Genomic DNA, 24641 nt, shown 5'->3' with positions numbered 1-24641 from the left:
TTTCCCATGCTCAAGCCTTACGTCCACCTCATGCGCCGACCCGGTGCCAGCGCGTTCTTCGCCGCCGGGATCCTCGGGCGTATGCCGATCTCGATGATCGGTCTCGGCATCGTCATCCTGATCGCGCAGGAGAGCGGCTCCTACGGCCTGGCCGGTGCGGTGTCCGGTGTGGCGGTCATCGCGGGCGCTCTGACCGGCCCGATCCAGGGCCGGATGGTCGACCGGTTCGGTCAGGGCACGCTGCTGAACATCGGCTCGGTGGTCTGCACGATCGCACTCGCGGCGCTGCTGGTCGCGGTGCGTGCGGACTCGGCCACCTGGGTGCTGTACGCGTTGTCGTTCGTTGCCGGTGGCACTCGTCCGCAGGTGGGTTCGTTCGTCCGGGCCCGGTGGACACATCTGCTCGGTCGCGGCCGGGCGCTGCAGACCGCGTTCGCACTGGAGGCGGTCGGTGACGAGGTCGTCTTCATCGTCGGGCCGGTGCTGGTCACCGTGCTCGCCACTCAGGTCAGCCCGTACGCCGCTCTGGCCGCGGCCGGAGTGCTCGGACTGATCGGCGGCATCTGGCTTGCACTCCTGCGGGCATCGGACCCGCCTGGTCGCGGTAAGGCCAACGGGGCTGAGCAGGCACCACTCCCCTGGCTCTCGATCCTGCTGCTCAGCCTGATCGGGCTCGGTCTCGGCGCGACGCTCGGCGGTGCTGAGGTCATCACGGTCGCGTTCACGACCGAGAAGGGTCAGGCCGGGATGTCCGGCGTCGTACTGGCCGTGTGGGCCTTCGGCAGCCTGCTGGCCGGTCTCTGGTACGGCTCGGTGCACTGGCGTGCGCCCGTCGAGCGGCGCCTGCTGATCGGCACGATCCTGCTCGCCGTCACGCTGGCACCACTCCCCTGGGTCGACAGCGTGTGGCTGCTCGGTGTGGTGCTGTTCGGCTGCGGTATGACGATCGCGCCGACGCTGGTCGCGGTCACCGCCTGCGTCGAGGAGTGGGTCCCGCCGCAGCGCCTGACCGAGGCGATCACCTGGACGGTCACCGGCATCCTGCTCGGTGTTGCCCCCGGCAACGCGGCCTCCGGCCACGCCGTCGACGTCTGGGGCCCGTCGACCGCGTACTGGGTCCCGTTCTCCGTCGGCATCGCCTGCGCCCTGGTCGCCGCGGTCTCCATCACCTTCGCACGGCCCAAAACCAGATTCGCCCACAACTAGTCTTGTATCTCCTCCGAGGGGAGATGCGAGGGTGGCCGGTATGGATCACTCGATCGGCGAGCTGGCCCGGCGGGCCGGGGTCACGGTGAAGACGGTCCGCTATTACTCCGACCACGGCCTGCTGCCGTCCCGCCGTACCTCTGCGGGCCATCGCCGGTACGACGGCACCGCGCTCGCCCGGCTGGACCTGATCCGGACGTTGCGTGCCCTGGGTATCGACCTGGCCACGGTCCGGAAGGTGCTGGACCACGAGCAGACCCTGGCCGAGGTCGCCACCGCGCTCGCCGACGCTCTCGCGGTCCAGCTCAGGACCCTGCGGCTGCGGCACGCGGCGCTGTCGGTGATCGCCCGGCGCCACTCCACTCCCGAGGAGCTCGAACTCATGCACATCCTCTCCGCTCGCTCCGACGACGAACGCCGTACCTTGATCGCAGACTTCCTCACGTCGATCCTCGGCGACGACCCGGACTTCGCCGCGATCCGCCGGAACCTGACGCCGGAGTTGCCCGACGACGCCGACGCGGAGCAGGTCGAGGCCTGGTTGGAGCTGGCGGTGCTCACCCAGGACGAGGACTTTCGGACAGGGGTACGACGGATGGTCGCCGGCTACCGCACGCTCGCCGGGGACTGGCGCAACCCCGAGCTCCGCGGAAAGCTGATCGAGCTCCGCCGCACGGAAGTCGATCCACGCTGGCACCGGTACCAGGAGCTGCTCGCGGTCGTCAACGGCTGGGCGCCGCCGTCACGGGTTGCGGGGTAGGGGCGCGTTCCAGCCGCGGCGGATGGCCAAGAGGCGGATGACGAAGCAGGTGACCGCGGCCGCGATCGGCACCCACAGGGCGTGGTACTCGAGCGCCGCCGCGACCACCACGATCCCCGCACCGAGGAACGCCGGGGTGGCGTAGATCTCCGAGCGCAGGACCACGGGCACGCGGCCGCTCAGGATGTCGCGGATCACCCCGCCGCCGATACCGGAGATGGTGCCGATGAGCGCGGCCGACAGCGGCGACAGGTCGTACTCGATCGCCTTCAGCGCGCCGGTTACGCAGAACAGCGCGAGGCCGGCCGCGTCGAAGATGTTCACCAGCCGCTCGAGCCGGCCGATCCCGGGGTGCAGGAAGAACGTGATCAACCCGGCCGCGACCGGGACCACCAGGTAGCGCCAGTCCTCCAGCGCGGCCGGCGGGGTCGCACCGATCAGCACGTCCCGGATGAACCCGCCGCCCAGCCCGGTGACGAGCGCGAGCACCAGAACGCCGAACACGTCGAGCTTCTTGCGGACGCCCACCAGCGCACCGGTGATGCCGAACACGAAGATCCCCACCAGGTCGAGCACCTGCAGAACAACGGATCCACTCACAACCCGCACGCTAAACCACAGGCGGCAGTACGCCGTCGCGCTCTATGGTCTGTGATCATGGCCGGCGTTCCCGAGGTCGACTACACCGACACTTCCCTGCGCCCGGACTGGGCTAAGGTCCCGCTCGCGCTCCGGGAGAACCTGGCTGCCGCCCTGGGCACTGAGGTGGTCGAGGCCGGTGCGCCGGTGAGGTCGGGTTTCACCGGCGGCTTCGCGGCGCCGGTGCGGCTTGCCGACGGCCGCCGGGTCTTCGTCAAGGCCTCCGACGACACTCTCCACTCCTACGGCGCGTACCAACGCGAAGCCGAGGTGGTCCCCCAGTTGCCGTCGGCCATCCAGGTCCCGGCCGTCCTCGCGACCGCTCATGCCACGGACTCCGAACGCGCATGGTTCGCGCTGGCGTCCGAGTGGATCCCGGCGCGCATGCCGGGTGTTCCGTGGACGACGGCGGACTTCGAAATCGTGACCGCCACCTGTGAGCGAATCGCGGAGGCGATGGAGCCGAGTCCGTTCGACGGACTGGGGACCTTCCTGAGCGACATCTCCGGCGGTGACCCGTCTCCGCTCCAGATCCCGTCGTTGATCCGAGCCGGTGAGTTGCCCTTGCCGAGCGGCCTGCAGCCGTGGGCCGGCGACGTACTGCCCCAGCTGGACGACCTGCTACAGCTCGCACCGGAGGCCTTCACCGCAGAGGCCGCGACGCACGGCGACCTGCGACCGGACAATCTGCTGATCGACAGTGCGAACACCTGCTGGATCCTCGACTGGAACTGGCTCTCGCTCGGTCCGCGCTGGATGGACTGGGTCGGGCTGCTGCCGGTCGCGCAGCACCACGGCATCGACACGGCCGCCGCGATCCGGCGCAGTCCGCTGACCGCCGGCGTACCGGCCGATCACCTCGACTGCTTCGCCGCCGTGGTCGCGGCGTACATGCTGAGGAACGCCGACGCGCCGCCTCCGCTCGGATGCACGCAGGCCGTCCGCGAGCACCAGCGGTACTTCGCCTGGACCTTCCTCGACTGGCTCGCCGTACGGCGGCAGTGGCTACCGTGAGGGTATGAGCAAAGGGCCGACCACGAGGTTCAAGGTCGAGGTGCTGGACGGCGACCGGACCTCCCGGCGGGAGGACGTCGTCGTCACCGAGGAGCCGCTCGAGCTGCGGCTGGAGTGGCCCGGCCGTCCGCCCGAGCCGCTGGTGGTGACGATGCGGACGCCCGGTTCCGACTTCGAGTTGGCGGCGGGGTTCTGTCTCGGCGAGGGCTTCGCGGTGCGGCCGGACGCCATCAAGACCGTTGCCTACTGCACCGATGTCAGGCTGACCCGGGAGCAGCAGTTCAACACCGTCACCGTGACCTTCGACGGCCCACCGGACCGGGAGCCACCGCAGCGGTACGGCGTGACCTCGGCGGCGTGCGGTGTCTGCGGGCAGCAGAGCCTGGACGAGCTGGCCGAGCGCGACTACGCCCCTGTCGACCCGGTCCAGGTGCCGGTCGACGTCGTACGGCGGTTGCCGGACCTGCTCCGCGAGGGGCAGCCGATGTTCACCCGGACCGGCGGTCTGCACGCGGCCGGGCTGTTCACCGCGGACGGCCGGAGGGTCGTGGTGAAGGAGGACGTCGGCCGGCACAACGCAGTCGACAAGGCGGTCGGGTGGACGGTCCTCAACAACCACAGCCGCAAGGGTCTGGTGCTGGCGGTGAGCGGCCGCGCCGGTTACGAGATCGTCCAGAAGGCGGTCGCCGCCGGGATCGGGATGATCGTGGCCGTCGGCGCGCCATCGAGTCTGGCCGTCGACCTGGCCCGTCGGTTCGACGTGACGCTCGCCGGTTTCACCCGCGGCGAACGGTGCGTCGTCTACAGCGCACCGGGACGGATCACGCGTCCAGCTTGATGAAGGTGGCCTTCGGGACGTACTCGTAGCGGTCCGGCATGCAGGTCAGGATGATGATCTGGCCGTGGTCGCCGGCCCGGCCGAGCAGCGCGCCCATGTCGCGCAGCCGGGCCTTGTCGGACCAGCCCAGGGCGTCGTCGAAGATCACCGGCACGCTGCCCTCGCCGGTGCTGACCAGGTGGCTGATCGCGAGCCTGGTGATGATCGCCAGTTGCTCCTGAGCGCCCGTCGACAGCGCCTCCACTCGCAGCCGGGTGCCGTCCAACTCGCGCTCGGCCACGGCGAGGTCGTCGTCCAGCCAGACCCGGAACGACTGCCCGTACACACTCCGCCCGAGCGACTCGATCCGGCTCTGCAGCGGCTCGGAGTACTTCGTCTGCGCCTCCGCCCGGTGCCGGCTCAACGTCTCGTACACCCGCCGAGCCGCCTCGGCCCGGCGCCGCAAGCTGTCGTGCTCCGCGCGTACGGCGGCCAACTCCAACTCGGCCACATCGCGCCGCGTCGCCAAACCGTCCCGGCCCGACTGCTCGAGCCGGCCCTCGGTCGTCCGCAGCGCATCGCGCAGGCTGTCCCGCTCACTCTGCAGCCGCTCGGCAACGGCCAGAGCGTCCGCCAACTCACCGGCGATCTGGTCGGCTCCGGCAGCGTCGGCCTGCTCCTGTACGGCGGTCAGTTCCTCGAGCACCGTCTCGACGTCAGCCATCGCCTCGGTCTCGGCCGCGACGACCGCCTCGTCGTCGAGAACACCCCGAGCGGTCTCCAACGCCTCGACGGCCGCGGCCAGCCGCTCGGCCGCGATCTCCGACCGCGCCCGCGCGTTCTGCGCCTCCGACCGATCCTCGTCGGCCGCCTTCCGGGCCTGAGCCGCCGCGAACTCCGCGTCGCCCAGCAACCGCTCGGCCTCGGCCAGCCCGGCGCGAGCCTCTTCCAAGGCTCGCTGCGCAGCAGCCAGGTCGTCCGGCTCGGCGGCCGGCAGCTCGAAGTCGTCGAAGAGCGTGTCGTGCGGCGACGCGAACTCCTCGAACAGTGACATCTGCCCCGGCACGCCCTCGACCGCGGGCTGCCTCGAGCCGGTCTCCTCGGCATCTGCGTCGTCGTCCGGGCCGACGCCGAGCCGCGCGGTCAGCACCGCGATTCGCTCCGCCGGATCACCACCGGCTGTCAGCGAACGCTCGGTCCGCCGGGCCTCGTGCAATTCGGCGGACGCCGTGTCCGCCTTCCGCAGCAACTCACGCGCCGCCGCGACATCCTTGACCCCGGCCTTCTTCAGCAGGTCCTGCTCGCGCCGGACCGCGTCATCCACCCGCGACCGCAGTGTCGCCGCTTCCCCACCCGCCCGGACGGTCACCTCGACCTGCCCGGGTACGCCGACCACCAGCTCCCCGGAGACGAGCAGCTCAGTCGATTCGTCGAACCCCAGCTCCCCCGGCACCTTGCCGCCCGGGCAGTCCAGCCCGGTCCCGGACAACTCGACCGGCTCCGCGCCGAGCCGCCGTACCGACACCTCGGGGACGCCGGCGGCGAGCGCGGCGCGGGCTTCGACGACCGCGGCGTGCGCGTCCTCCAGTGCGGCGACCAGCGCGTCGTCGACCTTGATCCGGTCCAGGATCGTCCCGGCCGCGGCGATACGAGCGCGGACGTCGACCAGTTCGGCCTGCTGTCCGAGCAGCCGGTCGAGCTCGGCGCGGTCCATCAACTCCGAGACGCGGAGTTCCGCTTCCTGGACGTCGGTACGGCGGGCGTCCTTGAGCTCGACCACCTCGGCCAGCGCCGCCTCGGCCGCATGCACGGTCTCCGCCGCGGTCTTCGCGACGGTCTCGGCATCGGCCCGGCGCTCGGCCAGTTCGGCATCGGCCTTGGTGAACCGCTCGACCTCCTGGAGCAGCCGCTCCCGCTCGAGCCGGGTCCGCGTGTGGTTCTCCAGGCGGGCGCGCGCGGTCTCGGCGCGGGCCCGGACCGAGTCGCGGCGCAGCAGGATCTCGTCGGTCGCCTTCTTGCGTTCGCGCAGTTCCTCGACCGACGCGAGGTGGTCGGCCAGCCGGTTCGTCACGTCCTGGAGGTCGAGCGCGAGCCGCTCGGCGCGACGGATGTCCTGCTGGACCTCCTCCATCGCCTTCAGCGCCTGGGCCGCGGTGAGCTCGGCGGCCGCCACCGCCTTCTCGGACCTGGCGAAGTCGCCGGTCGGCCGTCCGCCGCGGGTCCAGTAGCGCAGGTACTCGTGCTCGACAGCCGTCACGAGGGGCATCGACGCGCCGTCGACCGGCGTACCGGATTCGGCTGTCACCGCGGTGATCAGCGGCTCGGCGTCGGCCGGTGTCGGCAGCACCAGCGACTGGCCCTGGCTGACCATCAGGGTCTGCCACAGCACCGGGTCGACGTGTTCGTGGAAGAGGCGCTCGGCCTCGTTGTGGGCCTCGCGACCGGTCCACGACGTACGCCGCCCGTCGGACTCGACCACGGTCAGCTCGGTGGACCGGTTCTTCAGCCAGCGCTTCGAGTAGGTGAGCTCACGGCCGCCGAGGGTGAGCTCGACCGTCACCTCGGGACCGACGTCCTGGCCGACCGGCTGGATGTCGCGGATCCGGGTCGACTTCGAGTCGTCCGGCAGGTCGAAGATCAGGCCGAACGCCTCGACCAGGCTGGACTTGCCGACCTCGTTGTCACCGACGACCACGGTGGTGCCGAGTGCGGGCAGCCGAACAGTGCGGTCCTTGACGCCGCGGAAGTTCCGCAACGTCAGACTGTGCAGTCTCAACCCAACCTCATCCCGCGTCCCGCGCCAGGCGGTGCATCAACGACAGCGCGGCACCCGCGGCGTCGTCACCGGCGGCCAGCGCCTGCCGCAGTTCCTCCATCGCCGCACGCGCCGGGCCGCTCAGCTGCAACGCGTCCAGATCGGCCGCGTCGGGCGCCGGGCGGACGGTCCAGAACTTCGCCCACCGCTCGACGCTCGCGAAGACCTCGCCCTGCGCCTCGATGATCATGTCGAGTCGGCTGTACAGCGGGAGCGGCAGCGAACCGTCACCGGCGAGCCGGACATACGTCCGCTCCTTGTCCGGCAACTCCGCGAACCAGTCCTCCAGAGCCCGCAGCGACTCCTCGTCGAACAGTTCGACGCGATGGTCGACCATGTGCCACGCGCCGACCCGCACGGGCTCGACCTCGATCTCGCCGGCGCCGATCGTCACCTTGAGCACGTTCCCCGGGGCGTCCTCCTCGGGCGAGGTGACCTCCTGCGTCCCGGAGAACCAGATGCGATCGGTCACCCGCGTGGTCGAGTGCCGGTCGCCCAGGCCGACGTACTGCAGCCGGCCGTCCGCGACCGCGGCTTCGAGGGCTGCCTGATCGATCGTCGGTACGTCGGACATGCCGCCGCTGAGACTGGTCAGCTGACCGTGCGCGAGCAGAATCCGGGTCGTGCCGGGCGGCGCGGGCTTCAGGTCGGCGTACCCGGGAGCCGCCGGGTCGGACAGCGGCCGGCGGGACCGCCACGGCGCGCCGACGATCTCCACCCCGGGCAGGATCTCCAGCGGCTTGGTGTCGGTCAGGACCGTGACATGCTCGGGCGCGTGCGCCTGCCACTGCGCGGACGTCCAGAGCGAACCGGGCTCGAGGGCGTCGTGGTTACCCGGCAGCAGGACGACCGGGACCGGGATCCGCTTGAGTGCTTCACAGGCCCGCAGGATGGTCTGCCGCTCGACCTGGTTGTGCTCGAACACGTCGCCGGTGACGACGACGAACGCCGCTCCGGTGTTGGTTGCGACGTCACCGATCCGCGCGACAGCGTCCAGCCGGGCCTGACCCCACCGGGCCTGACCGTCCGGCCCCAGGAACCGGCGCATCATCCCCAGCTGCCAGTCCGAACTGTGCAGAAACATGATCGACTCTTCCATCGCGCTGAGAACGCTAACCCGCCCCACCGACAACCGCCCAACCCAACACACCCCAACCTGCACACCGCCCACACTCCGGACGCGCCGCCCGGGATAATCGCGGCTGTGGAGAGCTATCTGGAGACCGAGCGGCTGGTACTGCGCAGGTTCACCGAGGAGGATCTGGAGTTGCTCGTGGAGCTGGACTCGGACCCCGAGGTGATGCGGTTTCTGACCGGTCAGGCGACGCCGCGGGACGAGGTCGAGCGGGTGGTGCTGCCGGGGATCCTGAAGGGGTACGGCGAGCATCCGGATCTCGGGACGTTCGCGGCTCATCAGAAGAGCGACGGGGCGTTCGTGGGGTGGTTCGGGCTGCAGCCGACCACGGAGGACAAGGTCGTGGACGTCGGGTACCGGCTGAACCGGACCGCCTGGGGCAAGGGGTACGCGACCGAGGGCACGAAGGCACTGATCGACAAGGCGTTCGGCGAGCTCGGCATGGAGAAGGTCGTCGCGGACACGATGGCGGTGAACCAACGGGCCCGCGCGGTCATGCGGCGGTCCGGGCTGCGGTTCGTCCGGATCTTCCACGAGCACTTCGACGACCCGCTGCCCGGGATCGAGTTCGGCGAGGTCGAGTACGCCGTCGACCGCCGTACCTGGGAAGCTGGACGACGTGCCTGACGACAGTAGGTTCGAGGATCGGCGCCCGTACGCCGTGCTGGACATCGACGCGACGCTGTCCGACACCAGCAAGCGGATCCACTTCATCCAGAAGCGGCCGAAGGACTGGGACTCGTTCTTCGCGCATGCCAAGGAGGACGCCGTCCTGGACGAGGGTCTCGCGGTCGCGACCACGCTCGCGGCCGACCACGACATCGTCTACCTGACCGGCCGGCCGGAGCGGCTGCGGCGGGACACGCTGAAGTGGCTGAAGGACAACGGCTTCCCCGACGGCGAGGTCTACATGCGCGGGAACACCGACCGCCGCCCGTCGGTGACGATGAAACTCGGCCGGCTGAAACGGCTGGCCGAGCAGCGGCCGATCGCCGTCCTGGTCGACGACGACGTCAAGGTGTGCGCGGCGGCCGAGAAGGCCGGCTACCCGGTGATGAGGGCCGACTGGGGACTCGACGCCGAAACCCAGCCCACCCTCCTCGAGGCCCAGGAAAAAGAGGGCCGCACCTAGTCATTCCGGTTACGGCCGGCACTGCGCAGGTGAGGGCTCAGCGAAGCAGCAGGCGACCTGCTTGCCGGCGTACGGGACACCGCTGCGCTGGTCGAGGAGGTGGACAGCATCCTCGACCAGTATGGCGGGCGCCTGTTCGCCGGTTTCGAGATGGCCGCTCAGCTGGCGTGACTCATTCGGCGTCGATCAGCTGCCAGTCCCGACGCCTCGGCAGCAGGCGTACGGCGACCACGGCCAGGACCGCACCGAGCAGGAAGCCGGGGATCGTCCACCGCCAGCCGGTGAAGACACTGGTCGACTCGACCTTGGCCGGTGCGGTTTCGGCCGGGGACTCGGCGGCCGGAGGCTCCGAGGCCGGCGCTGCGTCGGCCGGGTGATGGAACGAGGTCGGACCGCCGTACGACGGCTCACCGTTGCGCTGACCGGAGAGCAGTTGCAGCGAACCGAGGAGCTTCAGCAGTCCGACCTTGTCGGCCGGCGTGTGCCAGGTGGGTTTCCCCGAACTGGGGCCGCCGTTGTACTCCTGCCGGGCGATCCAGGGACCGCCTGGCGCGTCCGGGTAGATGATGTCGAGCCGCCAGACCGACATGTCGTGGATCAGCCAGGCGGCGCGGACGAAGTTGCCCACGGCATGGCGCTCGTCTCCCGCCGCGTCGCGTGATCCGACGGAGTCGGTCAGGCGTTGGAGGTCGGCGTACCGCTGATCCTCGTAGCCGACGGCAACCACCTTGGGTGGGCTGCTGAGCAGGACGCTGGTCGGTCCGCCGGCCTGGGCCGGCGCGGCCCCGAGCGCGGCGACGGCGAGCACGGTGACGAACAGAGCAAGAGTACGGCGGACCATGGCGCTCTCCCTGAGACGAGGACTCACCCCTGGTACACCGCCGACGGCTACGAGGTTCCGCGGGCCAGCTGCACGGCTCGTGCCTTGTCGGCGACGCCTTCGAGACGGAAGGTGACGCCGGAACGGACCCAGACCAGGGTGGGGCCTGCTACCCGGACCCGGCGCTCGACGCCGGCCGAGTCGACCAGGACGAGCTCGTGCGCTGTGTCGAACCAGTAGCCGTCGACCTCGGGTATGTGCTCGAGGCTCCGGTAGTACTTCTTGAAGTAGAGCGGCGAGACCTCGGCCCGGAACTGCTCCAGGCGCACACCGTCCCATCCCAGCGCCACGAACGCCGGTGACGCCTCTACACCCTTCGGTGCCCCCAGCCCGGCCGGAAGCGCCGGCTTGAAGCCGGCAACGCGCTCCGCCTCCGCCAAGGAGAGCTGGCCGGTCACAGCAGGTGGTCCGGTCGGCGTACTCGTCGGGGCGGTGCCGATCGGTTGGGCCCGCACTCCCCCGATGTTGAGCCACTCCGCCACCGTCGCGCGGACCGGAGGCGTCGCTACCGCTCCCGCGACCAGCACCAGGAACAGGGCCAAGAACGTCCGCCAACGGTCCCTGAGCGACCGCCGTACGGGGATGTCTGCCACTCGGGCGAGCACTGCGGCCTTCAGACCCTCGTCGACCGGAGGTACGACGGCAGAACGGCCGAGAGCGCGGAGTTCGTCGTCCAGGTTCATCGCTGCACCTCCTTGTCCGGTAGCGCATCCCGTAAACGTCCCAGCGCGCGGTGCAGCCGGGACTTGACCGTCCCACGCGGCCAGCCGAGCACCACGGCGGTCTCCTGCTCGTCCAGGTCCAGCAGGTAGCGGCAGGTCACCACCAGCCGGAATGGCTCCGGCAGCGACCGCACCGCCGTCAGCAGCTCCCGCCGCCGTTCCAGTGAGACGGCCTGCTCGGCGGGATCCAGTACGACGTCGAGCGGTGCGGCCAGCTCTTCGCGGTGGGACCGGCGGCTGCGCGAGCGCAGGACGTTCCGTGTCTCGTTGGCGATGATGCGGAGCAGCCACGGCCGGAAGGGCGCCCCGGTGCGGAAACTGCCAAGTGCCTTGTACGCCTTCACGAACGACTCCTGCACCACGTCGTCCGCATCCGCGCCCGCTCCCAGCAACACCGCCGTACGCTTCGCCACCTGGGCATGCAGCACCACCAGCTCGCCGTACGCGGCAGCATCCCCACCCCGCACCCGAGCCAGAATCTCCGCCTCCCCAACCCCGCCGATCACTCCTCCTGTCCCAGATCACCCGAAACCCGCCTCCGCGAGCCGGGCAACTCCATCCCGCCACCTCCAGCGAGGTGACCGTCGATCCAACCCGCCGAGCGCAGCGAGGCGGGTTTACAGCCGACCCGCTACCCCAGCGAGGCGGACTCTCAATCCACCCGCCGAGCGGAGCGAGGCGGTAACTTCTCTCCCCCTCCGAGCGGAGCGAGGCTGTTTGCTGACATTGTCACTACACCGCCGGTCAACAGATGGTTCCGTGTATAGGGTCGACTCGTGCCTGAAGTCGACGCGAGTTTTCTCGCCCTTCCCCGTCATGAGCTCGCCGAGGCGGCCCTGCAGCGCGCCAAGGACCTCGGCGCGACGTTCGCCGAGTTCCGCCTGGAGCGGATCCGGTCGGAGTCCATCACCCTGCGCGACAGCCAACTGGAGAACGCCAAGGACGACGAGGACCTCGGCCTCGCGGTCCGCGTCATCCACGACGGCACCTGGGGCTTCGCCGCCGGGGTCGCCCTCACCAAGGACGAGGCGGTCCAGCTCGCCGAGCAGGCGGTGAACATGGCCCAGGTGTCGCGGCCGATCAACGCCGAGACGATCGAGCTCGCCGACGAGCCCGTGTACCACGACGCCACCTGGATCTCGTCGTACGAAATCGACCCGTTCAGCCGGCCGCGCGCCGACAAGATCGCGCTGCTCACCGACTACAGCGACCGGCTGCTCGGCGCCGAGGGCGTCGCGCACGTGAGCGTCCACGTCGCCTCGGTGCACGAGTGCAAGTTCTACGCGAACTCGGCGGGTACGTCGTTCACCCAGCAACGGGTCCGGATCGGCCCGAAGATCACCGCGTTCGCGGTCGACGCCGAGACCGGGCGGTTCGACTCGATGAGCACTTGCGCTCCGCCGGCCGGGCGCGGCTGGGAGTACCTGACCGGCACCGGCTGGAACTGGGACGAGGAGCTGGCCGGCATCCCCGGCTGGCTGGCCGAGAAGATGGCCGCGCCGAGCGTCGAGGCCGGCGTCTACGACCTGGTGATCGACCCGACGAACCTGTGGCTCACCATCCACGAGTCGATCGGTCACGCCACCGAGCTCGACCGCGCCCTCGGGTACGAGGCCAACTACGCCGGCACCAGCTTCGCCACGATCGACAAACTCGGCACGCTGAAGTACGGCTCGCCGATCATGCACGTCACCGGCGACCGCACCGCCGAGCACGGCCTGTCCACCGTCGGGTACGACGACGAGGGCGTGGCCGCCCAGCAGTGGGACCTGGTCAAGGACGGCATCCTCGTCGGCTACCAGGTCGACCGCCGGATGGCGAAGGTCAACGAGGGCCTGCTCGGCACACCGCGCTCGAACGGCTGCGCGTACGCCGACTCGTCCGGTCACATCCCGATCCAGCGGATGGCGAACGTGTCGCTGCAGCCGGCCCCGGGAGGGCCGTCCACCGAGGAGCTGATCTCCCGGGTGAAGAACGGCCTCTACATCGTCGGCGACAAGTCGTGGTCGATCGACATGCAGCGGTACAACTTCCAGTTCACCGGGCAGCGGTTCTACAAGATCACCGACGGCAAGCTGGACGGACAGGTGCGCGACGTCGCCTACCAGGCGACCACCACCGACTTCTGGGGCTCGATGGAGGCCGTCGGCGGTCCGCAGACGTACGTCCTCGGCGGCGCGCTCAACTGCGGCAAGGCCCAGCCGGCGCAGTCCGGCGCGGTCAGTCACGGCTGCCCGTCCGCCCTGTTCCGCAGCGTCCGCATTCTCAACACCACGCAGGAGGCCGGCCGGTGACGACCGCCATTCAGCTCATCCCGCAGGACACCGTCGAGCGGGGTCTCGCACTGGCCAAGGCCGCGGGCGCCGACGGCTGCGTCGTCATCGTCGCGGAGACCTCCAGCACCAACCTCCGCTGGGCGAACAACACGCTCACCACCAACGGCGCCATGCGCGGCTCCAGCGTGACCGTGATCGCGACGGTCGGCGCCGGCGAGGGTACGGCGGCCGGCGTCGTCGGCCGGTCCTCGGTGACCGACGCGTCGTTGCGCGAGATCGTCGAGGCCGCGGTCTCGACCGCCCGGGCGTCGAGCCCGGCCGAGGACGCCCGCCCGCTGATCGAGGGGGCCGCCGCCGACGACTGGGACCTCGAGCCCGAGGAGACCTCGGTCGGCGTCTACGAGAAGTTCGCACCGGCCCTCGGCGAGACCCTGCAGCGGGCCGGCCACGAGCACCGCTGGCTCTACGGCTTCGCCGATCACCAGGTCGTCACCTTGTACGTCGGTTCGTCCACCGGACTGCGGCTGCGCCACGCTCTCCCCCGCGGCTTCGTCACCGCGACCGGGAAGTCGGGTGACCTGAGCCAGTCGGCCTGGGTCGGCGCCGCCACCCGCGACTTCGCCGACATCGACCCGCACGCGATCGACGCCGAACTGACCCGCCGGCTCGGCTGGGCCCGCCGGACCGTGTCCGTGGACGCCGGCCGGCACCCGACGGTGCTGCCACCGGCTGCCGTTGCGGACCTCACGACGTACCTGTTCTGGTGTCTCGACGGGCGGGAAGCGTTCGAGGGGCGCAGCGCCTTCGCCAAGCCGCCAGGCGGAACGCGCGTGGGCGACGTACTGTCACCGCAGCCGGTCAACCTGCGGTCGGATCCGCTCCTGCGGGGGCTGGAGACGTTCCCGTTCGCGGTGGCCCGGTCGTCCGGCGGATCGTCCAGCGTGTTCGACAACGGGCTCACGCTGAAGGCAACTGACTGGATCCGCGGCGGCAGGCTGGAGACGCTGATGACCAGCCGGTACACCGCGGACCTGATCGGCGCGCCGGCCGCGACCCCGGACATCGACAACTACGTGCTGTCGGTCGACAGCGCGACCGGGACCACGGACGACCTGGTCGCCGGGCTCGACCACGGCCTGCTGCTGACCTGTCTGTGGTACATCCGGATGGTCGACCCGCAGACCCTGCTGCTCACCGGTCTCACCCGCGACGGCGTCTACCTGGTCGAGAACGGCGAGGTGACCGGTGCCGTGAACAACTTCCGGTTCAACGAGAGCCCGATCGACCTGCTGGCCCGGTTCACCGCGGCCGGCGCGACGGTGCCGTCGTTCTCCCGCGAATGGGGTGACGACTTCTCCCGCACCGCGACCCCGCCGCTGCTGGTCCCGGACTTCAACATGTCCAGCGTGAGCCAGGCCAGCTAGAAAGCAGAACGCCCCGCGAGATTTTTCTCGCGGGGCTTCTGTGTGTGTCCGGGTCAGACTGTCGGGTATCCAGGCTCGGCCGGTCCCGCTCCCGGCTGCCCGAAGCGCTCCGCGGCCTTCGGGTCCGGACCGTGCTGGTTGTCACCAGCGGTGCCCTCCTGCGCGGCGAGGACGATGAACCAGATCCAGCCGATGCACGGCACCAGGTTGATCAGGACCCACCAGCCGCTGCGGTTGGTGTCGTGCATCCGGCGGATGCCGACGGCGATCGACGGCACCAGGACGGCCAGGCTGTAGATCGTCGACAGCCAGCCGTTGCCGCTGTTGTTGCCGAAGTCGGTGCCGATGATCCGGTCGATGATGCCCAGGATGATCGAGATGATCACGTTGAAGAGCACGAACATCCAGTACTCTTTGCGCCGGGCCCGGCCACTGAACACGGCGTACTTCTTGAGGACGTCGATGTACCACTGCATTGCTGATTCTCCGATGGTCGAAGGTGAGACGCGGACAGAGCCTGTCGGAACCGGTGGGGTTCGTCAATGCAACTATTCGCATTGGTGACCACACCGCAATCTGCCGCGCCGCAGCTAGAGTGAACTTCACCTCTTCGGAACCGGCTTTTTCCTAGAGCCGGCTTCAGCTTTCCGGGTGAGGTTTCGCGAGGGCGACGCGCCAGAGCCGGCGGGCACCTTCCTGGTACGGCGTCGCGTCGTCGAGCCGCCAGCGGTCGGCCAGGTCGTGGATCAGCGCCTCGTCGAAGAACCGGCCGACGAACCCGTCGCGCATCGCGAGCCCGTCCTCGAGCTCCTGCCACTGCTCCGACCAGGGATCGTCCGCCGACCAGACGGCGTACACGAACAGCCCGCCGGGTCGCAGGACGCGGTGGACCTCGCCGACCAGCGACCGCAACTCGGCGCGCGAGAACGCCATGTTCAGCAGCAGGTTCGCGAACACGGCGTTGACGGTCGCGTCGGCCGGCGGCAGCGGGTCGCGCACGTCGTGCAGCGCCGCGGTGACGCGGTCGTCGAGGCCTTCGCGCTGTGCCGCCAGCCGCAACTGGTCGAGCGCGGCCTCACTGAAGTCGGTGGCGTGCACGCTGAAACCCTGCTGGGCCAGGAAAAGCGCGTCACGACCCTGTCCGGCGCCGAGTTCCAGCACGTCGTCGATGCCCGCGGCACCGAACGCGCCGGCCGCCCACCGCGCCGCCTCGGACGGCCCGGTCCCGTGCAGGTGTGGATGCTGCTCGTACGCCGTCTGCCAACGTTCCTGCTGAGCCCTCGCGAGCTCGACATGTCCAGTGTTCATGGTGCTCCCCGTGGTCGTCACGCCGGTCTGGACGACCGGCAGACCGCAGCAGCCTACGGCACGAATTGAGTAGACGTACTCACGCCGACGCTCGTTCCTGCTCGGGATAGTGAGGTGAGACTCAGGAGGATCGCCATGAACGCGCACGCCACCGCCCCCTTCCGGTGCCCGGCCTGTCACACGCTGCTACACCTCACTCTCGAGGCACAACCCGCGGCCCTGCCACCTCCATTGCCGCAGGCACCCTTTCCCCCGCCGCCTCCCCCGCGCAGCCTCCCCATGCAACCTTCACCGGCGGCCCCCATCCCGCCTCCGCCTGCACCCACACCACGCCCGCCGGCACCCACGCCGGCACCCACACTGGCGCCCCCGCGGCAGGTTCGCCGGCCCGCTGCCGGTTTCCTGCCGATGCGGCCGCCGGCTCAACCGGAACGGCGGCCCGCGCGACCGCGCCGCCGGTTGAGTCCGCAGGCAACGTTGCTCAGCCTCGGCGTACTCCTGCTGCTGGCGGCCGGTGTCACCTTCCTCGCGGTCAACTGGGACAACATTCCCGTCGCCGCGCAGGCCGGCATCATCGGCACCCTCGCCGCGCTCGCCTTCGCCGGCTCCGTCCCGGCGAGCCGCAGTTCTCTCGCCGCGTCGGCCGAGGCCCTCGCCATCCTCGGCTGCGGCCTGCTCACCGTCGACCTGTACGGCGCCCGCGCCCTGGGCCTCGTCCCGCGGGACTCCGTCGACGGGATCACCTACAGTGCGATCGTCTTCGGCGCCGTTGCCCTCATCAACCTTCTGATGACGCGCGCGGCGCCGAAGGTGGTCACCTACGGCGTCACGACCGTCATCGCGGGTCAGTTGCCCTTGCCACTGATCCTGATCGACCGGGTCAGCCTGCCGTGGCTGCTCGCCGCTCTGCTCGCGCAGGTCGTTGCCACCCTCGTCCTCTCCGGCAAGGGAACGGCGATCGTCCGCCGGACCGGGGCCATCACCGCGGCCGTCGTGTTCTGCGGCATCCTCGTCACCGGGATGGCGCGCACCTTCTCGGGTCTGCTGACGAAGTACTCCGCCGATTACCGAGACTTCACCGGTACGACGTTCACCAACGCCGGACTCATGACCGTCAGCGCCACCACAGCGGTCGTCTGCATCGCCGCGGCCACCGGCGTTCTGATTCTGCGGAAGCGGCCGCTCTCGATCACGCAGCAACTCGGTGAAGCGGTCTGCGCGGCCGCCGCCGGTTTCGTGGTCGCCACGTGCCTTCCGCAGCTGCCGGGTCCCGGCCGCTGGTTGACCACGGGTCTCGCCACCGCGCTTGCGATCACGGTGATCCTGCGCAACCGACGTACCGGACCGGTTTCGTTGATCTTGCACGTCGCCACCATCACTGTTGCCTTGGTCAACGTTCTGTTCTGCCTGTGGCAGGCCGACGTACGGCAGCTCGGCTTCATCTCCGGCATCGTCGCCGTACTGGCCGTCTTCGCCGCTCTGCGCACGGTGATCGACGCCGTCCCGGCGGCCGGGGTCGCCAGTCTGGGTGCGCAGTTCGCGGTCGTGCTGTTCACGCTGGACGACTTCGTCGGCCTGTGGGCGGGCGCGGTGAGCCTCGCCGTCATCGGAGCCTGCAGTATCGGCCTCGCCTGCCGGTACGTCGGTCAGCCGCTCGAGCGAGTGTTGATGTGTGCGTCGGCGAGTGCCGTCGTGGCAGCCGAGATCGTCGCGGTCATGGTGTCCGCGGACGCCGGGACCGGTGTCGTGCTCACCATCGCCGCCGCTCCGCTGGTTGCCTATGGCATGGCACCGGCTCGGCGCCCCGCGCTGCTGGTGGCCGGGTTCCTGCTGATCGTCGCGAACACCGCGTTCGTGCTCGCGGCCGGTGGGACGACGATCGAGTGGTTCACGGTGCCGCCGGCGATCGTGATGGTCGCGATCGGCGTGCTGGCCTGGCGTGACCAGCCGAGCTGGATCTTCCTCGGGCCGGGCCTGCTGATCGGCCTGGTGCCCTCGGCATTGATTGCCGATGGCAACAGTAGCTGGATCCGGGTGACGCTTGTCGTCGCCGCGGCGCTGACGGTGATCGTGCTCGGCGCCCAGCTCGGCCTCCAGGCTCCGTTCGTGATCGGCGCCGCCGTCCTGGCGAAGATCGGGATCTGGCAGTTCCTCGAGGTCGCCCCGCTGATTCCGCGCTGGATCACCCTGGGTGCCGCCGGCGCCGTCCTGCTCGCCGTCGGAGCGACATACGAACGCCGCCTCGCCCAGGCCAAGCACGCCGCGCGCTGGTTGTCGGCGTTGCGATGACGCGCTGCCGGTTTCCCCGGTGACCCGGTGATCCGCATACTTGGGTTCGAGGAGTATGACGAGCCCGGGGGCCGGATGACCAACCGCAGCGATCAGCAGACGGCGGACGTGCTGTTGCTCGCCAGCGTGCTCGAGAAGTTGCGGACCCATGACGGCTTGACCGTTGCCCGGCTGCACGCGAACCGGACCGGGATCGCGGCACCCTTGATGGACCTCGCCGCGACCCGCCGGTTCGCCACCGTGCACGAACTCGACCTCGCCTCGGCCGCGTTCGACCTGGTCGCCCACTGCGTGCGCGAGGATCTGCACGGCACCCAGCAGCTCGTCGCCGATGCGATCCTGGCGCTCGGCCTGCACACCGACGCGCTCACCCATGCCGGTGTCGACGAGCGGATCACCCGTTCGCTGTACAGCACCTCCCTCGGCCGCCGCCGGGAGACGTTGCTCAACCACTGGCACCGGCTCCACCAGGCGCTGGGCCACCAGCCGCCGGAGGCTCCGAGCGACCGGGCGCTGCGCGGTACGACAGAGCCCGCCGTACTGCGGGAGCTCGCGAACCAGCTCATCCGGCGCGACATCTACTCGGTCGGCTCGAAGACGGTCGTGATGCTCGACGCGGCGCCGGCCACCGACGACCCGCCGGCCGGGCGGGTGATCGTGGTCGGCGGTGCGGTGATGGACGCGACCTTCCGGACCAAGACGCTGCCGGCTCCCGAGACGTCCAGCGAGGCGTACAGCTTCGACCTCTCCCCCGGCGGCAAAGGCCTGAATCAGGCGGTCGCCGCGGCGCGGCTCGGTCTGCAGACGTCGATGATCGCCGCTGTCACCGACGACCGGTTCGGCGAGCAGATCCTGCAGTACCTGCAGGAGGAGGGCGTCGACACGTCGCTGGTCAAGCGGGTGCGCGGCCGTACGCCGTTCACCGGCGTGTTCGAGAAGGAGCTCGGCGACAGCATCGCGGTCAACTGGCGGAACCAGACCGAGGTGTTCCTGTCACCGGAGGACATGGACGACCGCTATGCCCACCTGGCCGGGTGCGACGCGGTGCTGATGACGTTCGAGGTGCCGCGGGAGACGATGCAGCACACCCTCGCCATCGCCCACCGCGACCCGGACAGCCGGCCGCTGACGATCGTCACACCGGGTCAGCCGTACGTCGACGAGCGGATCTCGCGGGACACCTTCGGCCGGATCGACTACCTGGTCGCCCATCCGTGGGAGCTGGGGAGCTTCGCCTCGCAGGGGCTCGGACCGTTCGACCCGGACCCGGTCGCGCGGAACCTGCTCGCCTTCGGCGTCGAGACACTGTGCCTGCTGGTCAACGGCGGCTGCACGGTCTACTCCGGCCCGGCCCACGACGTGATCAGCGTGCCGACGATCCCGTCGATCTACAAGGAGTCCTCGGCCGCCCGGGACGCCTTCTGCGCGGCGCTCGCGGCCAAGCTGGTCGACAACGACCGCAAGTTCACCGGCCAGGTGGCGCTGTGGGCGGCCGCCGCGATGTCGTGCGCGACCGCCGACTTCCCGCTGTCGAACTCGATGCCCGATCGCAAACGCGTCGAGGCGCTGCTGGCCCGCTCCCCGTTCACCGTCAACGGCGGCGGCCTCGGCGCCTGACCTGAGGTCGGACGTGCCCTAGGACGTGCCCTAGCGGCGGAGGCGGCGCTGGTCCGTCGGCGGGACAGCCTCGGTCTCGCCGCGGACCCGGCAGCAGTAGATGACCGAGTCGAGCAGCTTGGCCCGGCTCTGCTCGAACCGCCCGTGCGGGTGGGCGGCACGGAGCTCGGTCAGGTTGGCACCCCCGAACCGGGTGCGCAGCTGGCGCGGGCTGGCGTAGACGCCGTCGACGTACAGGTAGGGCCGCGCCTCGATCGACATCCATTGCTGCCAGTTCGCCGCCCGGTAGCTCGCGCCGACGAATCCCAGATTCGGGTCGACCGCGGTGGTGAGCACCTGGACCGAGGGAATCTCGCGCCGGATCACCTGCCGGACCTTCGCCAGCAGGAAGGAGATCGCATTCGGCGGGGCGACGTCGAACGAATACACCCGGGACACGTCCCAGGCGGCGCCCAGCGGTACGCCGAACTGAGTCTGCAACTGCCGGCCGACCCGCCGCCATTCCAGCGGTGAAAGGCTGCACAACGTCACCGGAAGCCTGTTCACCGGGTCGACCAGAGCGAAGTTCACCGACCCGGCGCGGGCGCTGCGCAGGTAATGCAACCGGCTGAAGATCTGGTCCGCCTCGGCATTTCCGAGCCGCACGAAACGCAGGTCGGTCAGACCGTACTCGTCCGTCGGAATGAGGTGCTCGATCAGTTTCTGGTCGTGCGCCAGCCGGCCGGCGTTGCGATTCAGTTCGGCGATCACCTGATTGCGCCCGACGGTGCCGTTCGGGCGGGCCAGCCGGGGCAGGTGCAGCAGCGTGCGAACACTCAGGGCGCGAGTCGGAACGGTGTGCCGGCGCACGGCATCGGCCAGCAGGGCAGCGAACTCCGGTGCGTGCGTTCGGCAATCATCGAGCGAGATCCGAGGCGCTACTGGGGCTGAGACTGCTGGGGCCGAAGGCCGCGGGACGACCGCGGAAGCCGCCGGTCCGGCGGCGCTGATCACCACGCGTGCATGCTAGCCGACCGTTGCCGCGTCGCCGCAACTTCCCAACCGGACGAGTTCTGGCGGCGTGTTGCGGGTTGTGCTGCCAGTTGGCAGCAGCGGTCTGCCAATTGGCAGCGAACGGTACGCCGGAATGCTCCGGCGTATCACCGGACGCTGCCAAAGCGGCAACCAGGCACCTGGCCAGCACTGCCAAAATCATGTCCGGACATAGCCGGTGATGCCAAATTTTCCGGATTGACAACCGATTGTCGTGACGTTCACTGAAAGCGTAACCAGTAACGCCGGACCGCCGCCTCACTCTAACCCAGGAGCGGCGAAAGACAAGCAGCCAAGGGAAGTGAATCGAAGGACAGAAGGCTCTGCAGCCCCGGAAAAAGGAGAAGTGCCATGCCTCCCAACGAATTCGTCGCGACCGTCGTCGTGCTGGCCAGCGCGATACTCCTGATCTCCTTCTGGAAACAGATTCTGTTCATTCTGCTCTTCGGAGTGGTCATGGTCTTCTGCTTCGGGCTCTACAACGTCGCCACCGCGATGGGACGCTGATCGCCCGACACATCGACGAGGAGCTCTGGCGTCACGGCCCGCCGACCGTCACCAAGGTGTAGTCGGCGGAATCGACTTCGCGGTGTGGAGGGGGTTGGGGATGGTGCCTGTGGAGGGGATGGGTGGGCGGGTGTCGAGGTCGGTGTAGCCGAGGGTCAGCCGGTAGCCGTTCAGCGGGTAGCGGGTGAAGGTCGGTCCGAGGAGGGCAGTGGCGGACAGCCGATCGGCGTACTCCGGGAAGGTCCGGGTGTAGAGGTCGACCTCGCCGCGCACCAGGCCCCAGAAGACGTCCGGACCTAGAAGGTCGGTGTCTTCGAGCAGGTCGGCCAGCGGGTTGAGGACTCCCAGGAGGAGGGCGTCGACGAGGTACTGCCGCAGGACGTGCCAGGGTTTGCGTGGCAGGACCCGGGCGTGCGAGTCCGGTTCAATGCCTCGGGCAACTACTGGGTCGGTGGAGACGTTGATGTCGTCGACCAGGTCCTTGATCACGATCCGGGCGGGGAGGCCTTCGGGGCCGCAGATCACGGCGAGGTTCTCGCCGTGGGGGTTGACCGTGATGCCGTAGTGGTGCATCAGGTGCAGCAGCGGCCGCAGCAGTGCTGACAGCAGGTGGGAGACCCAGACCTGCGGTTCGGCACCGGACTTCTCGATCAGGGCCTGGACGAGTGGGCCATCCGGGCTGGTGTGCAGTACGGCGGCCAGCGCCCACGCCGTCTCGTCCGGGTGCAGCCGCGGGTCGAGTGGATCGCGCCAGATGCACCCGAGCGTCTCGGTCCACTGATAGGGGATCCCGGGAGCACTCGACAGTTGCGGATGGCGAACGGTGACGGACGCGACCTCACCGAGCAGTTCGGTGCCGAGCCGGCCAAGCACCTCGTCGCGATGCCACAGCCCGCGCAGCCACTGCGTGATCATCGGCGCCGCCAGGGTGCAGTGCTCCGGGACGCCGCGGTACACCGACGTGTTCAGGATCTTCAACGGCAGCTTCACCTGGTAGCGCAGCGGCTCGGAGAGGTTCACCATCGTTCGGATCGACTGCGTCGGCAGGTACTCGTCCGGCCCCTCCCCCAGCACGACGATCTCCCCGCCGGCCAGCTCACGCGCCCACTGTGTCCGTACGACGTGGTCCAGTTGCCACGGGTGACACGGCAGCCAGACGTACGAGTCCGGATCGGTCAACCGAGCCCGGAACTCCTCGAACACCTCAGGCCCCAGCTCACGACCAACCACGGCGTGCTCCGAGAGGTCCGGCGTACCACGGAACTCCGCCAGGCCACGACGTACGGCGAGCCACACCAGCCGCATCGGAGTGCGCGCCTCTGGTGCGTAGCGCAAGCTGTCCTCGGCCGAGAACCCCAGCCGCCCCTTGTTGGCAACCAGCAACGGATGACCGGTCAGATGGCCCTCCAGTCGACTGTGCTGCAGTCCCAGCAGCTCGGACCGCGACACGGCGGTAGTAGCCATTCGTACGTCGGCCGCCAACGTGCTGGTCAGTTCGGCGACGTATCCGGCGACCGTCGTCCCGTCCAGCCCGAGTACGCCGGCTGCGTCGACGAGGAACTGGACAGGATCGGTCGCGACCTCGCTTTCGTCGTTGCCGAGGATCCCCGCCGTCGTACGGCGTACCGAGCCAGGAGTCACGCGCCAACTGCCGAACGCGCCTCTGGTCGCCTCGAACGAGTAGGAGACGTTGCCGAGGTCCAGACAGTTGTCGACGGGCTGCAGCAGGCCTTCTGTGCAGAGCTGTGAGATGAGCTTCGCCAGGAGTTCTGACGAGCACTGCGTCCAGACACTCATCCGGGGATGGCGAAGCTGGTGAAGGCGGTGGACTTCGGCAGGCGGAAGAACTCACGGCCGGCGACCGCGTTGAGGATCGTCGCGTTGCGGATGGCGCCGATTCCGAGGTCCGGAGCCGCGACACCGTGGCTGTGCAGGTCCGCGTTGGCCACGAAGATGCGTCCAGCCAGCGCGTCGTCGGTTGCCACACTGTGGTCCCGGTTGATCACCCATCGCCCGGCAGTGTCACGCCGCACCCGGTCCTCGAGTGACGCCATGAACGGCAGCGGGCGGTTGCGATACCCCGTTGCCGCTACGACCGCGTCGGTCAGGTGCTGGAAGGTCTTGCCGGTGTCGGTGTGGTGCATCGTCAGTTCGATGCCGTCCGCCCGAGCCACCGCCGACACCACGGCCACACCACACTGCAGTTCCACCGGTGGGGCGCTGAGGTCGCGGTGATACAGCTCGTCATGGATGTCGTCGAGCGTGTCCGACGAGATGCCCTTGTAGTGCCGCCACTGCTCCTTGACCAGCCTGTCACGCGTCGGCTCGTCCAGTGCATGGAAGTAGTCGACGTACGACGGCGTCGTCATCTCCAGCACCAGCTTCGAGTAGTCCAGCGGCGCGAACGATGGCGTACGCGTCAGCCAGGACAATGCCGGGCCGTTCGCCCGCAGCAGGTCCAGAGCGCACTCCGCACCGGACTGCCCCGATCCGACCACCGTCACGCGACCGGCGCGCAGCAGGTCCTCCCGGCGGAACAGGTAGTCCGCCGAGTGCAGGAAGCGCTCGGCCGGCAGTCCGCTCAACGCAGCCGGCACGAACGGCTCAGTCCCGACGCCGAGAACCAGATGCCGCGCCTCGAACGTTTCCACCGCGTCACCGCGCTCCACGGTCAGCCGGAACACTGAGCCGTCCCAGGACACGTCGTTCACGTGGTGACCGAAGTGCAACGAGTCCAGCTGGGCTGCACACCACCGCAGGTAGGCCTCGTACTCACGCCGGGTCGGGTGGAACTTCTCCCGCACGTAGAACTGGTACAGCCGGTCGTTGTCCCGCAGATACGACAGGAACGACAGCGGATGTGCCGGCTCGACCAGACTCACCAGGTCGGCCAGGAACGACACCTGCAGCATCGCGTCGTCGAACATCAGCCCGCGGTGCCAGGTGAACTCCGGGCGGCTGTCCAGCACCGCGATGCGTACGTCGTCGACGCCGTCGGCCAGCGCGGCCAGCCCGAGGTTGAACGGCCCGCAGCCGATCGCGATCACGTCATATGGTGCGGTACTCAT

General features: G+C 69.4%; 22 protein-coding genes. 11 read left to right on the top strand and 11 right to left on the bottom strand.

The genetic code is table 11. The features are described 5' to 3' along the window. The first annotated feature begins 6 nt into the window (after window positions 1–6). Both ACYVOK_RS07650 and ACYVOK_RS07645 read left to right on the top strand, forming a co-directional pair. Window positions 7–1206 (top strand): MFS transporter, encoded by a 1200-nt coding sequence (locus tag ACYVOK_RS07650; protein WP_460661560.1) that lies wholly within the window; start codon window positions 7–9, stop codon window positions 1204–1206. A gap of 40 nt (window positions 1207–1246) precedes the next feature. Beyond that, on the top strand, window positions 1247–1966 hold the full coding sequence (locus ACYVOK_RS07645; protein WP_460661559.1) for a MerR family transcriptional regulator: 720 nt from the start codon (window positions 1247–1249) through the stop codon (window positions 1964–1966). Here the strand turns inward: ACYVOK_RS07645 and ACYVOK_RS07640 are convergent. Next, window positions 1949–2566 carry a trimeric intracellular cation channel family protein gene (locus tag ACYVOK_RS07640; protein ID WP_460661558.1) on the bottom strand — a complete coding sequence of 206 codons (618 nt, stop codon included), beginning with the start codon at window positions 2564–2566 and terminating at the stop codon, window positions 1949–1951. The two genes, ACYVOK_RS07645 and ACYVOK_RS07640, sit on opposite strands and share 18 nt — an antisense overlap. 57 nt (window positions 2567–2623) lie before the next feature. On the opposite strand from ACYVOK_RS07640, the gene ACYVOK_RS07635 reads away from it, so the two are divergent. Next, window positions 2624–3619, top strand: a complete 996-nt coding sequence (locus ACYVOK_RS07635) for a phosphotransferase family protein (protein ID WP_460661557.1) — start codon at window positions 2624–2626, stop codon at window positions 3617–3619. 4 nt (window positions 3620–3623) lie between these two features. Beyond that, window positions 3624–4457: a formate dehydrogenase accessory sulfurtransferase FdhD gene (gene fdhD / locus ACYVOK_RS07630; protein ID WP_460661556.1), complete on the top strand. Its 834-nt coding sequence runs from the start codon at window positions 3624–3626 to the stop codon at window positions 4455–4457. Here the strand turns inward: fdhD and ACYVOK_RS07625 are convergent. After that, window positions 4441–7212 (bottom strand): AAA family ATPase, encoded by a 2772-nt coding sequence (locus tag ACYVOK_RS07625; RefSeq protein WP_460661555.1) that lies wholly within the window; start codon window positions 7210–7212, stop codon window positions 4441–4443. The two genes, fdhD and ACYVOK_RS07625, sit on opposite strands and share 17 nt — an antisense overlap. 7 nt (window positions 7213–7219) lie before the next feature. Further along, entirely contained in the window at window positions 7220–8335 is a 1116-nt protein-coding gene (locus ACYVOK_RS07620) for a metallophosphoesterase family protein (protein WP_460661554.1), read from the bottom strand. 120 nt (window positions 8336–8455) lie between these two features. Here ACYVOK_RS07620 and ACYVOK_RS07615 point away from each other — a divergent pair, with 120 nt between their 5' ends. Both ACYVOK_RS07615 and ACYVOK_RS07610 read left to right on the top strand, forming a co-directional pair. Beyond that, entirely contained in the window at window positions 8456–9013 is a 558-nt protein-coding gene (locus ACYVOK_RS07615; protein ID WP_460661553.1) for a GNAT family N-acetyltransferase, read from the top strand. Then, the gene (locus ACYVOK_RS07610; RefSeq protein WP_460661552.1) at window positions 9006–9518 is read left to right on the top strand and encodes a phosphatase domain-containing protein; all 513 of its coding nucleotides are present in this window, start codon (window positions 9006–9008) and stop codon (window positions 9516–9518) included. The genes ACYVOK_RS07615 and ACYVOK_RS07610 overlap by 8 nt, the downstream gene beginning before the upstream one ends. Before the next feature lie 172 nt (window positions 9519–9690). Here the strand turns inward: ACYVOK_RS07610 and ACYVOK_RS07605 are convergent, their stop codons facing one another. From ACYVOK_RS07605 to ACYVOK_RS07595, 3 genes are read right to left on the bottom strand one after another with little or no spacing between them, the layout of a single operon-like run. Next, entirely contained in the window at window positions 9691–10359 is a 669-nt protein-coding gene (locus ACYVOK_RS07605) for a hypothetical protein (RefSeq protein WP_460661551.1), read from the bottom strand. Window positions 10360–10406: 47 nt separating this feature from the next. Beyond that, window positions 10407–11081: a hypothetical protein gene (locus ACYVOK_RS07600; RefSeq protein ID WP_460661550.1), complete on the bottom strand. Its 675-nt coding sequence runs from the start codon at window positions 11079–11081 to the stop codon at window positions 10407–10409. Then, window positions 11078–11587 carry an RNA polymerase sigma factor gene (locus tag ACYVOK_RS07595; RefSeq protein WP_460661549.1) on the bottom strand — a complete coding sequence of 170 codons (510 nt, stop codon included), beginning with the start codon at window positions 11585–11587 and terminating at the stop codon, window positions 11078–11080. The genes ACYVOK_RS07600 and ACYVOK_RS07595 overlap by 4 nt, the downstream gene beginning before the upstream one ends. A 309-nt stretch (window positions 11588–11896) precedes the next feature. Here ACYVOK_RS07595 and ACYVOK_RS07590 point away from each other — a divergent pair, with 309 nt between their 5' ends. Both ACYVOK_RS07590 and ACYVOK_RS07585 read left to right on the top strand, forming a co-directional pair. Beyond that, window positions 11897–13414 (top strand): TldD/PmbA family protein, encoded by a 1518-nt coding sequence (locus tag ACYVOK_RS07590; RefSeq protein ID WP_460661548.1) that lies wholly within the window; start codon window positions 11897–11899, stop codon window positions 13412–13414. After that, the gene (locus tag ACYVOK_RS07585) at window positions 13411–14820 is read left to right on the top strand and encodes a metallopeptidase TldD-related protein (protein ID WP_460661547.1); all 1410 of its coding nucleotides are present in this window, start codon (window positions 13411–13413) and stop codon (window positions 14818–14820) included. The genes ACYVOK_RS07590 and ACYVOK_RS07585 overlap by 4 nt, the downstream gene beginning before the upstream one ends. Window positions 14821–14873: 53 nt before the next feature. Here the strand turns inward: ACYVOK_RS07585 and ACYVOK_RS07580 are convergent, their stop codons facing one another. Next, window positions 14874–15296 (bottom strand): DUF805 domain-containing protein, encoded by a 423-nt coding sequence (locus ACYVOK_RS07580; RefSeq protein WP_460661546.1) that lies wholly within the window; start codon window positions 15294–15296, stop codon window positions 14874–14876. 163 nt (window positions 15297–15459) lie between these two features. Further along, window positions 15460–16128 (bottom strand): class I SAM-dependent methyltransferase, encoded by a 669-nt coding sequence (locus tag ACYVOK_RS07575; protein ID WP_460661545.1) that lies wholly within the window; start codon window positions 16126–16128, stop codon window positions 15460–15462. Between the two features lie 135 nt (window positions 16129–16263). On the opposite strand from ACYVOK_RS07575, the gene ACYVOK_RS07570 reads away from it, so the two are divergent. After that, entirely contained in the window at window positions 16264–18417 is a 2154-nt protein-coding gene (locus tag ACYVOK_RS07570; protein WP_460661544.1) for a DUF2157 domain-containing protein, read from the top strand. 27 nt (window positions 18418–18444) lie between these two features. Next, on the top strand, window positions 18445–20034 hold the full coding sequence (locus tag ACYVOK_RS07565) for a PfkB family carbohydrate kinase (RefSeq protein ID WP_460661543.1): 1590 nt from the start codon (window positions 18445–18447) through the stop codon (window positions 20032–20034). Between the two features lie 30 nt (window positions 20035–20064). Here the strand turns inward: ACYVOK_RS07565 and ACYVOK_RS07560 are convergent, their stop codons facing one another. Further along, complete coding sequence (locus ACYVOK_RS07560) at window positions 20065–20883, bottom strand: Mom family adenine methylcarbamoylation protein (protein ID WP_460661542.1); 819 nt, start codon at window positions 20881–20883, stop codon at window positions 20065–20067. A gap of 534 nt (window positions 20884–21417) precedes the next feature. On the opposite strand from ACYVOK_RS07560, the gene ACYVOK_RS07555 reads away from it, so the two are divergent. After that, a complete protein-coding gene (locus ACYVOK_RS07555; RefSeq protein ID WP_460661541.1) occupies window positions 21418–21573 on the top strand; it encodes a hypothetical protein in 156 nt (51 codons plus the stop codon). Window positions 21574–21621: 48 nt separating this feature from the next. Here the strand turns inward: ACYVOK_RS07555 and ACYVOK_RS07550 are convergent, their stop codons facing one another. Together ACYVOK_RS07550 and ACYVOK_RS07545 are read right to left on the bottom strand one after the other, a co-directional pair. Further along, complete coding sequence (locus ACYVOK_RS07550; protein ID WP_460661540.1) at window positions 21622–23370, bottom strand: IucA/IucC family protein; 1749 nt, start codon at window positions 23368–23370, stop codon at window positions 21622–21624. After that, window positions 23367–24641: a lysine N(6)-hydroxylase/L-ornithine N(5)-oxygenase family protein gene (locus ACYVOK_RS07545; protein WP_460661539.1), complete on the bottom strand. Its 1275-nt coding sequence runs from the start codon at window positions 24639–24641 to the stop codon at window positions 23367–23369. The genes ACYVOK_RS07550 and ACYVOK_RS07545 overlap by 4 nt, the downstream gene beginning before the upstream one ends.

The sequence above is a fragment of the Kribbella swartbergensis genome (assembly GCF_054784135.1).
Note: the sequence above shows the minus strand (reverse complement) of the source record. Positions and strands in the feature narration are given on the sequence as shown.

Excerpts from the sequence above, each read along its gene's own strand:
- ACYVOK_RS07650 (WP_460661560.1), top strand. The coding sequence starts at position 7 with ATGCTCAAGCCTTACGTCCACCTCATGCGCCGACCCGGTGCCAGCGCG.
- ACYVOK_RS07645 (WP_460661559.1), top strand. The coding sequence starts at position 1,247 with ATGGATCACTCGATCGGCGAGCTGGCCCGGCGGGCCGGGGTCACGGTG.
- ACYVOK_RS07635 (WP_460661557.1), top strand. The coding sequence starts at position 2,624 with ATGGCCGGCGTTCCCGAGGTCGACTACACCGACACTTCCCTGCGCCCG.
- fdhD (WP_460661556.1), top strand. The coding sequence starts at position 3,624 with ATGAGCAAAGGGCCGACCACGAGGTTCAAGGTCGAGGTGCTGGACGGC.
- ACYVOK_RS07620 (WP_460661554.1), bottom strand. The coding sequence starts at position 8,335 with ATGTTTCTGCACAGTTCGGACTGGCAGCTGGGGATGATGCGCCGGTTC.
- ACYVOK_RS07605 (WP_460661551.1), bottom strand. The coding sequence starts at position 10,359 with ATGGTCCGCCGTACTCTTGCTCTGTTCGTCACCGTGCTCGCCGTCGCC.
- ACYVOK_RS07600 (WP_460661550.1), bottom strand. The coding sequence starts at position 11,081 with ATGAACCTGGACGACGAACTCCGCGCTCTCGGCCGTTCTGCCGTCGTA.
- ACYVOK_RS07580 (WP_460661546.1), bottom strand. The coding sequence starts at position 15,296 with ATGCAGTGGTACATCGACGTCCTCAAGAAGTACGCCGTGTTCAGTGGC.
- ACYVOK_RS07575 (WP_460661545.1), bottom strand. The coding sequence starts at position 16,128 with ATGAACACTGGACATGTCGAGCTCGCGAGGGCTCAGCAGGAACGTTGG.
- ACYVOK_RS07570 (WP_460661544.1), top strand. The coding sequence starts at position 16,264 with ATGAACGCGCACGCCACCGCCCCCTTCCGGTGCCCGGCCTGTCACACG.
- ACYVOK_RS07555 (WP_460661541.1), top strand. The coding sequence starts at position 21,418 with ATGCCTCCCAACGAATTCGTCGCGACCGTCGTCGTGCTGGCCAGCGCG.
- ACYVOK_RS07550 (WP_460661540.1), bottom strand. The coding sequence starts at position 23,370 with ATGAGTGTCTGGACGCAGTGCTCGTCAGAACTCCTGGCGAAGCTCATC.
- ACYVOK_RS07545 (WP_460661539.1), bottom strand. The coding sequence starts at position 24,641 with ATGAGTACCGCACCATATGACGTGATCGCGATCGGCTGCGGGCCGTTC.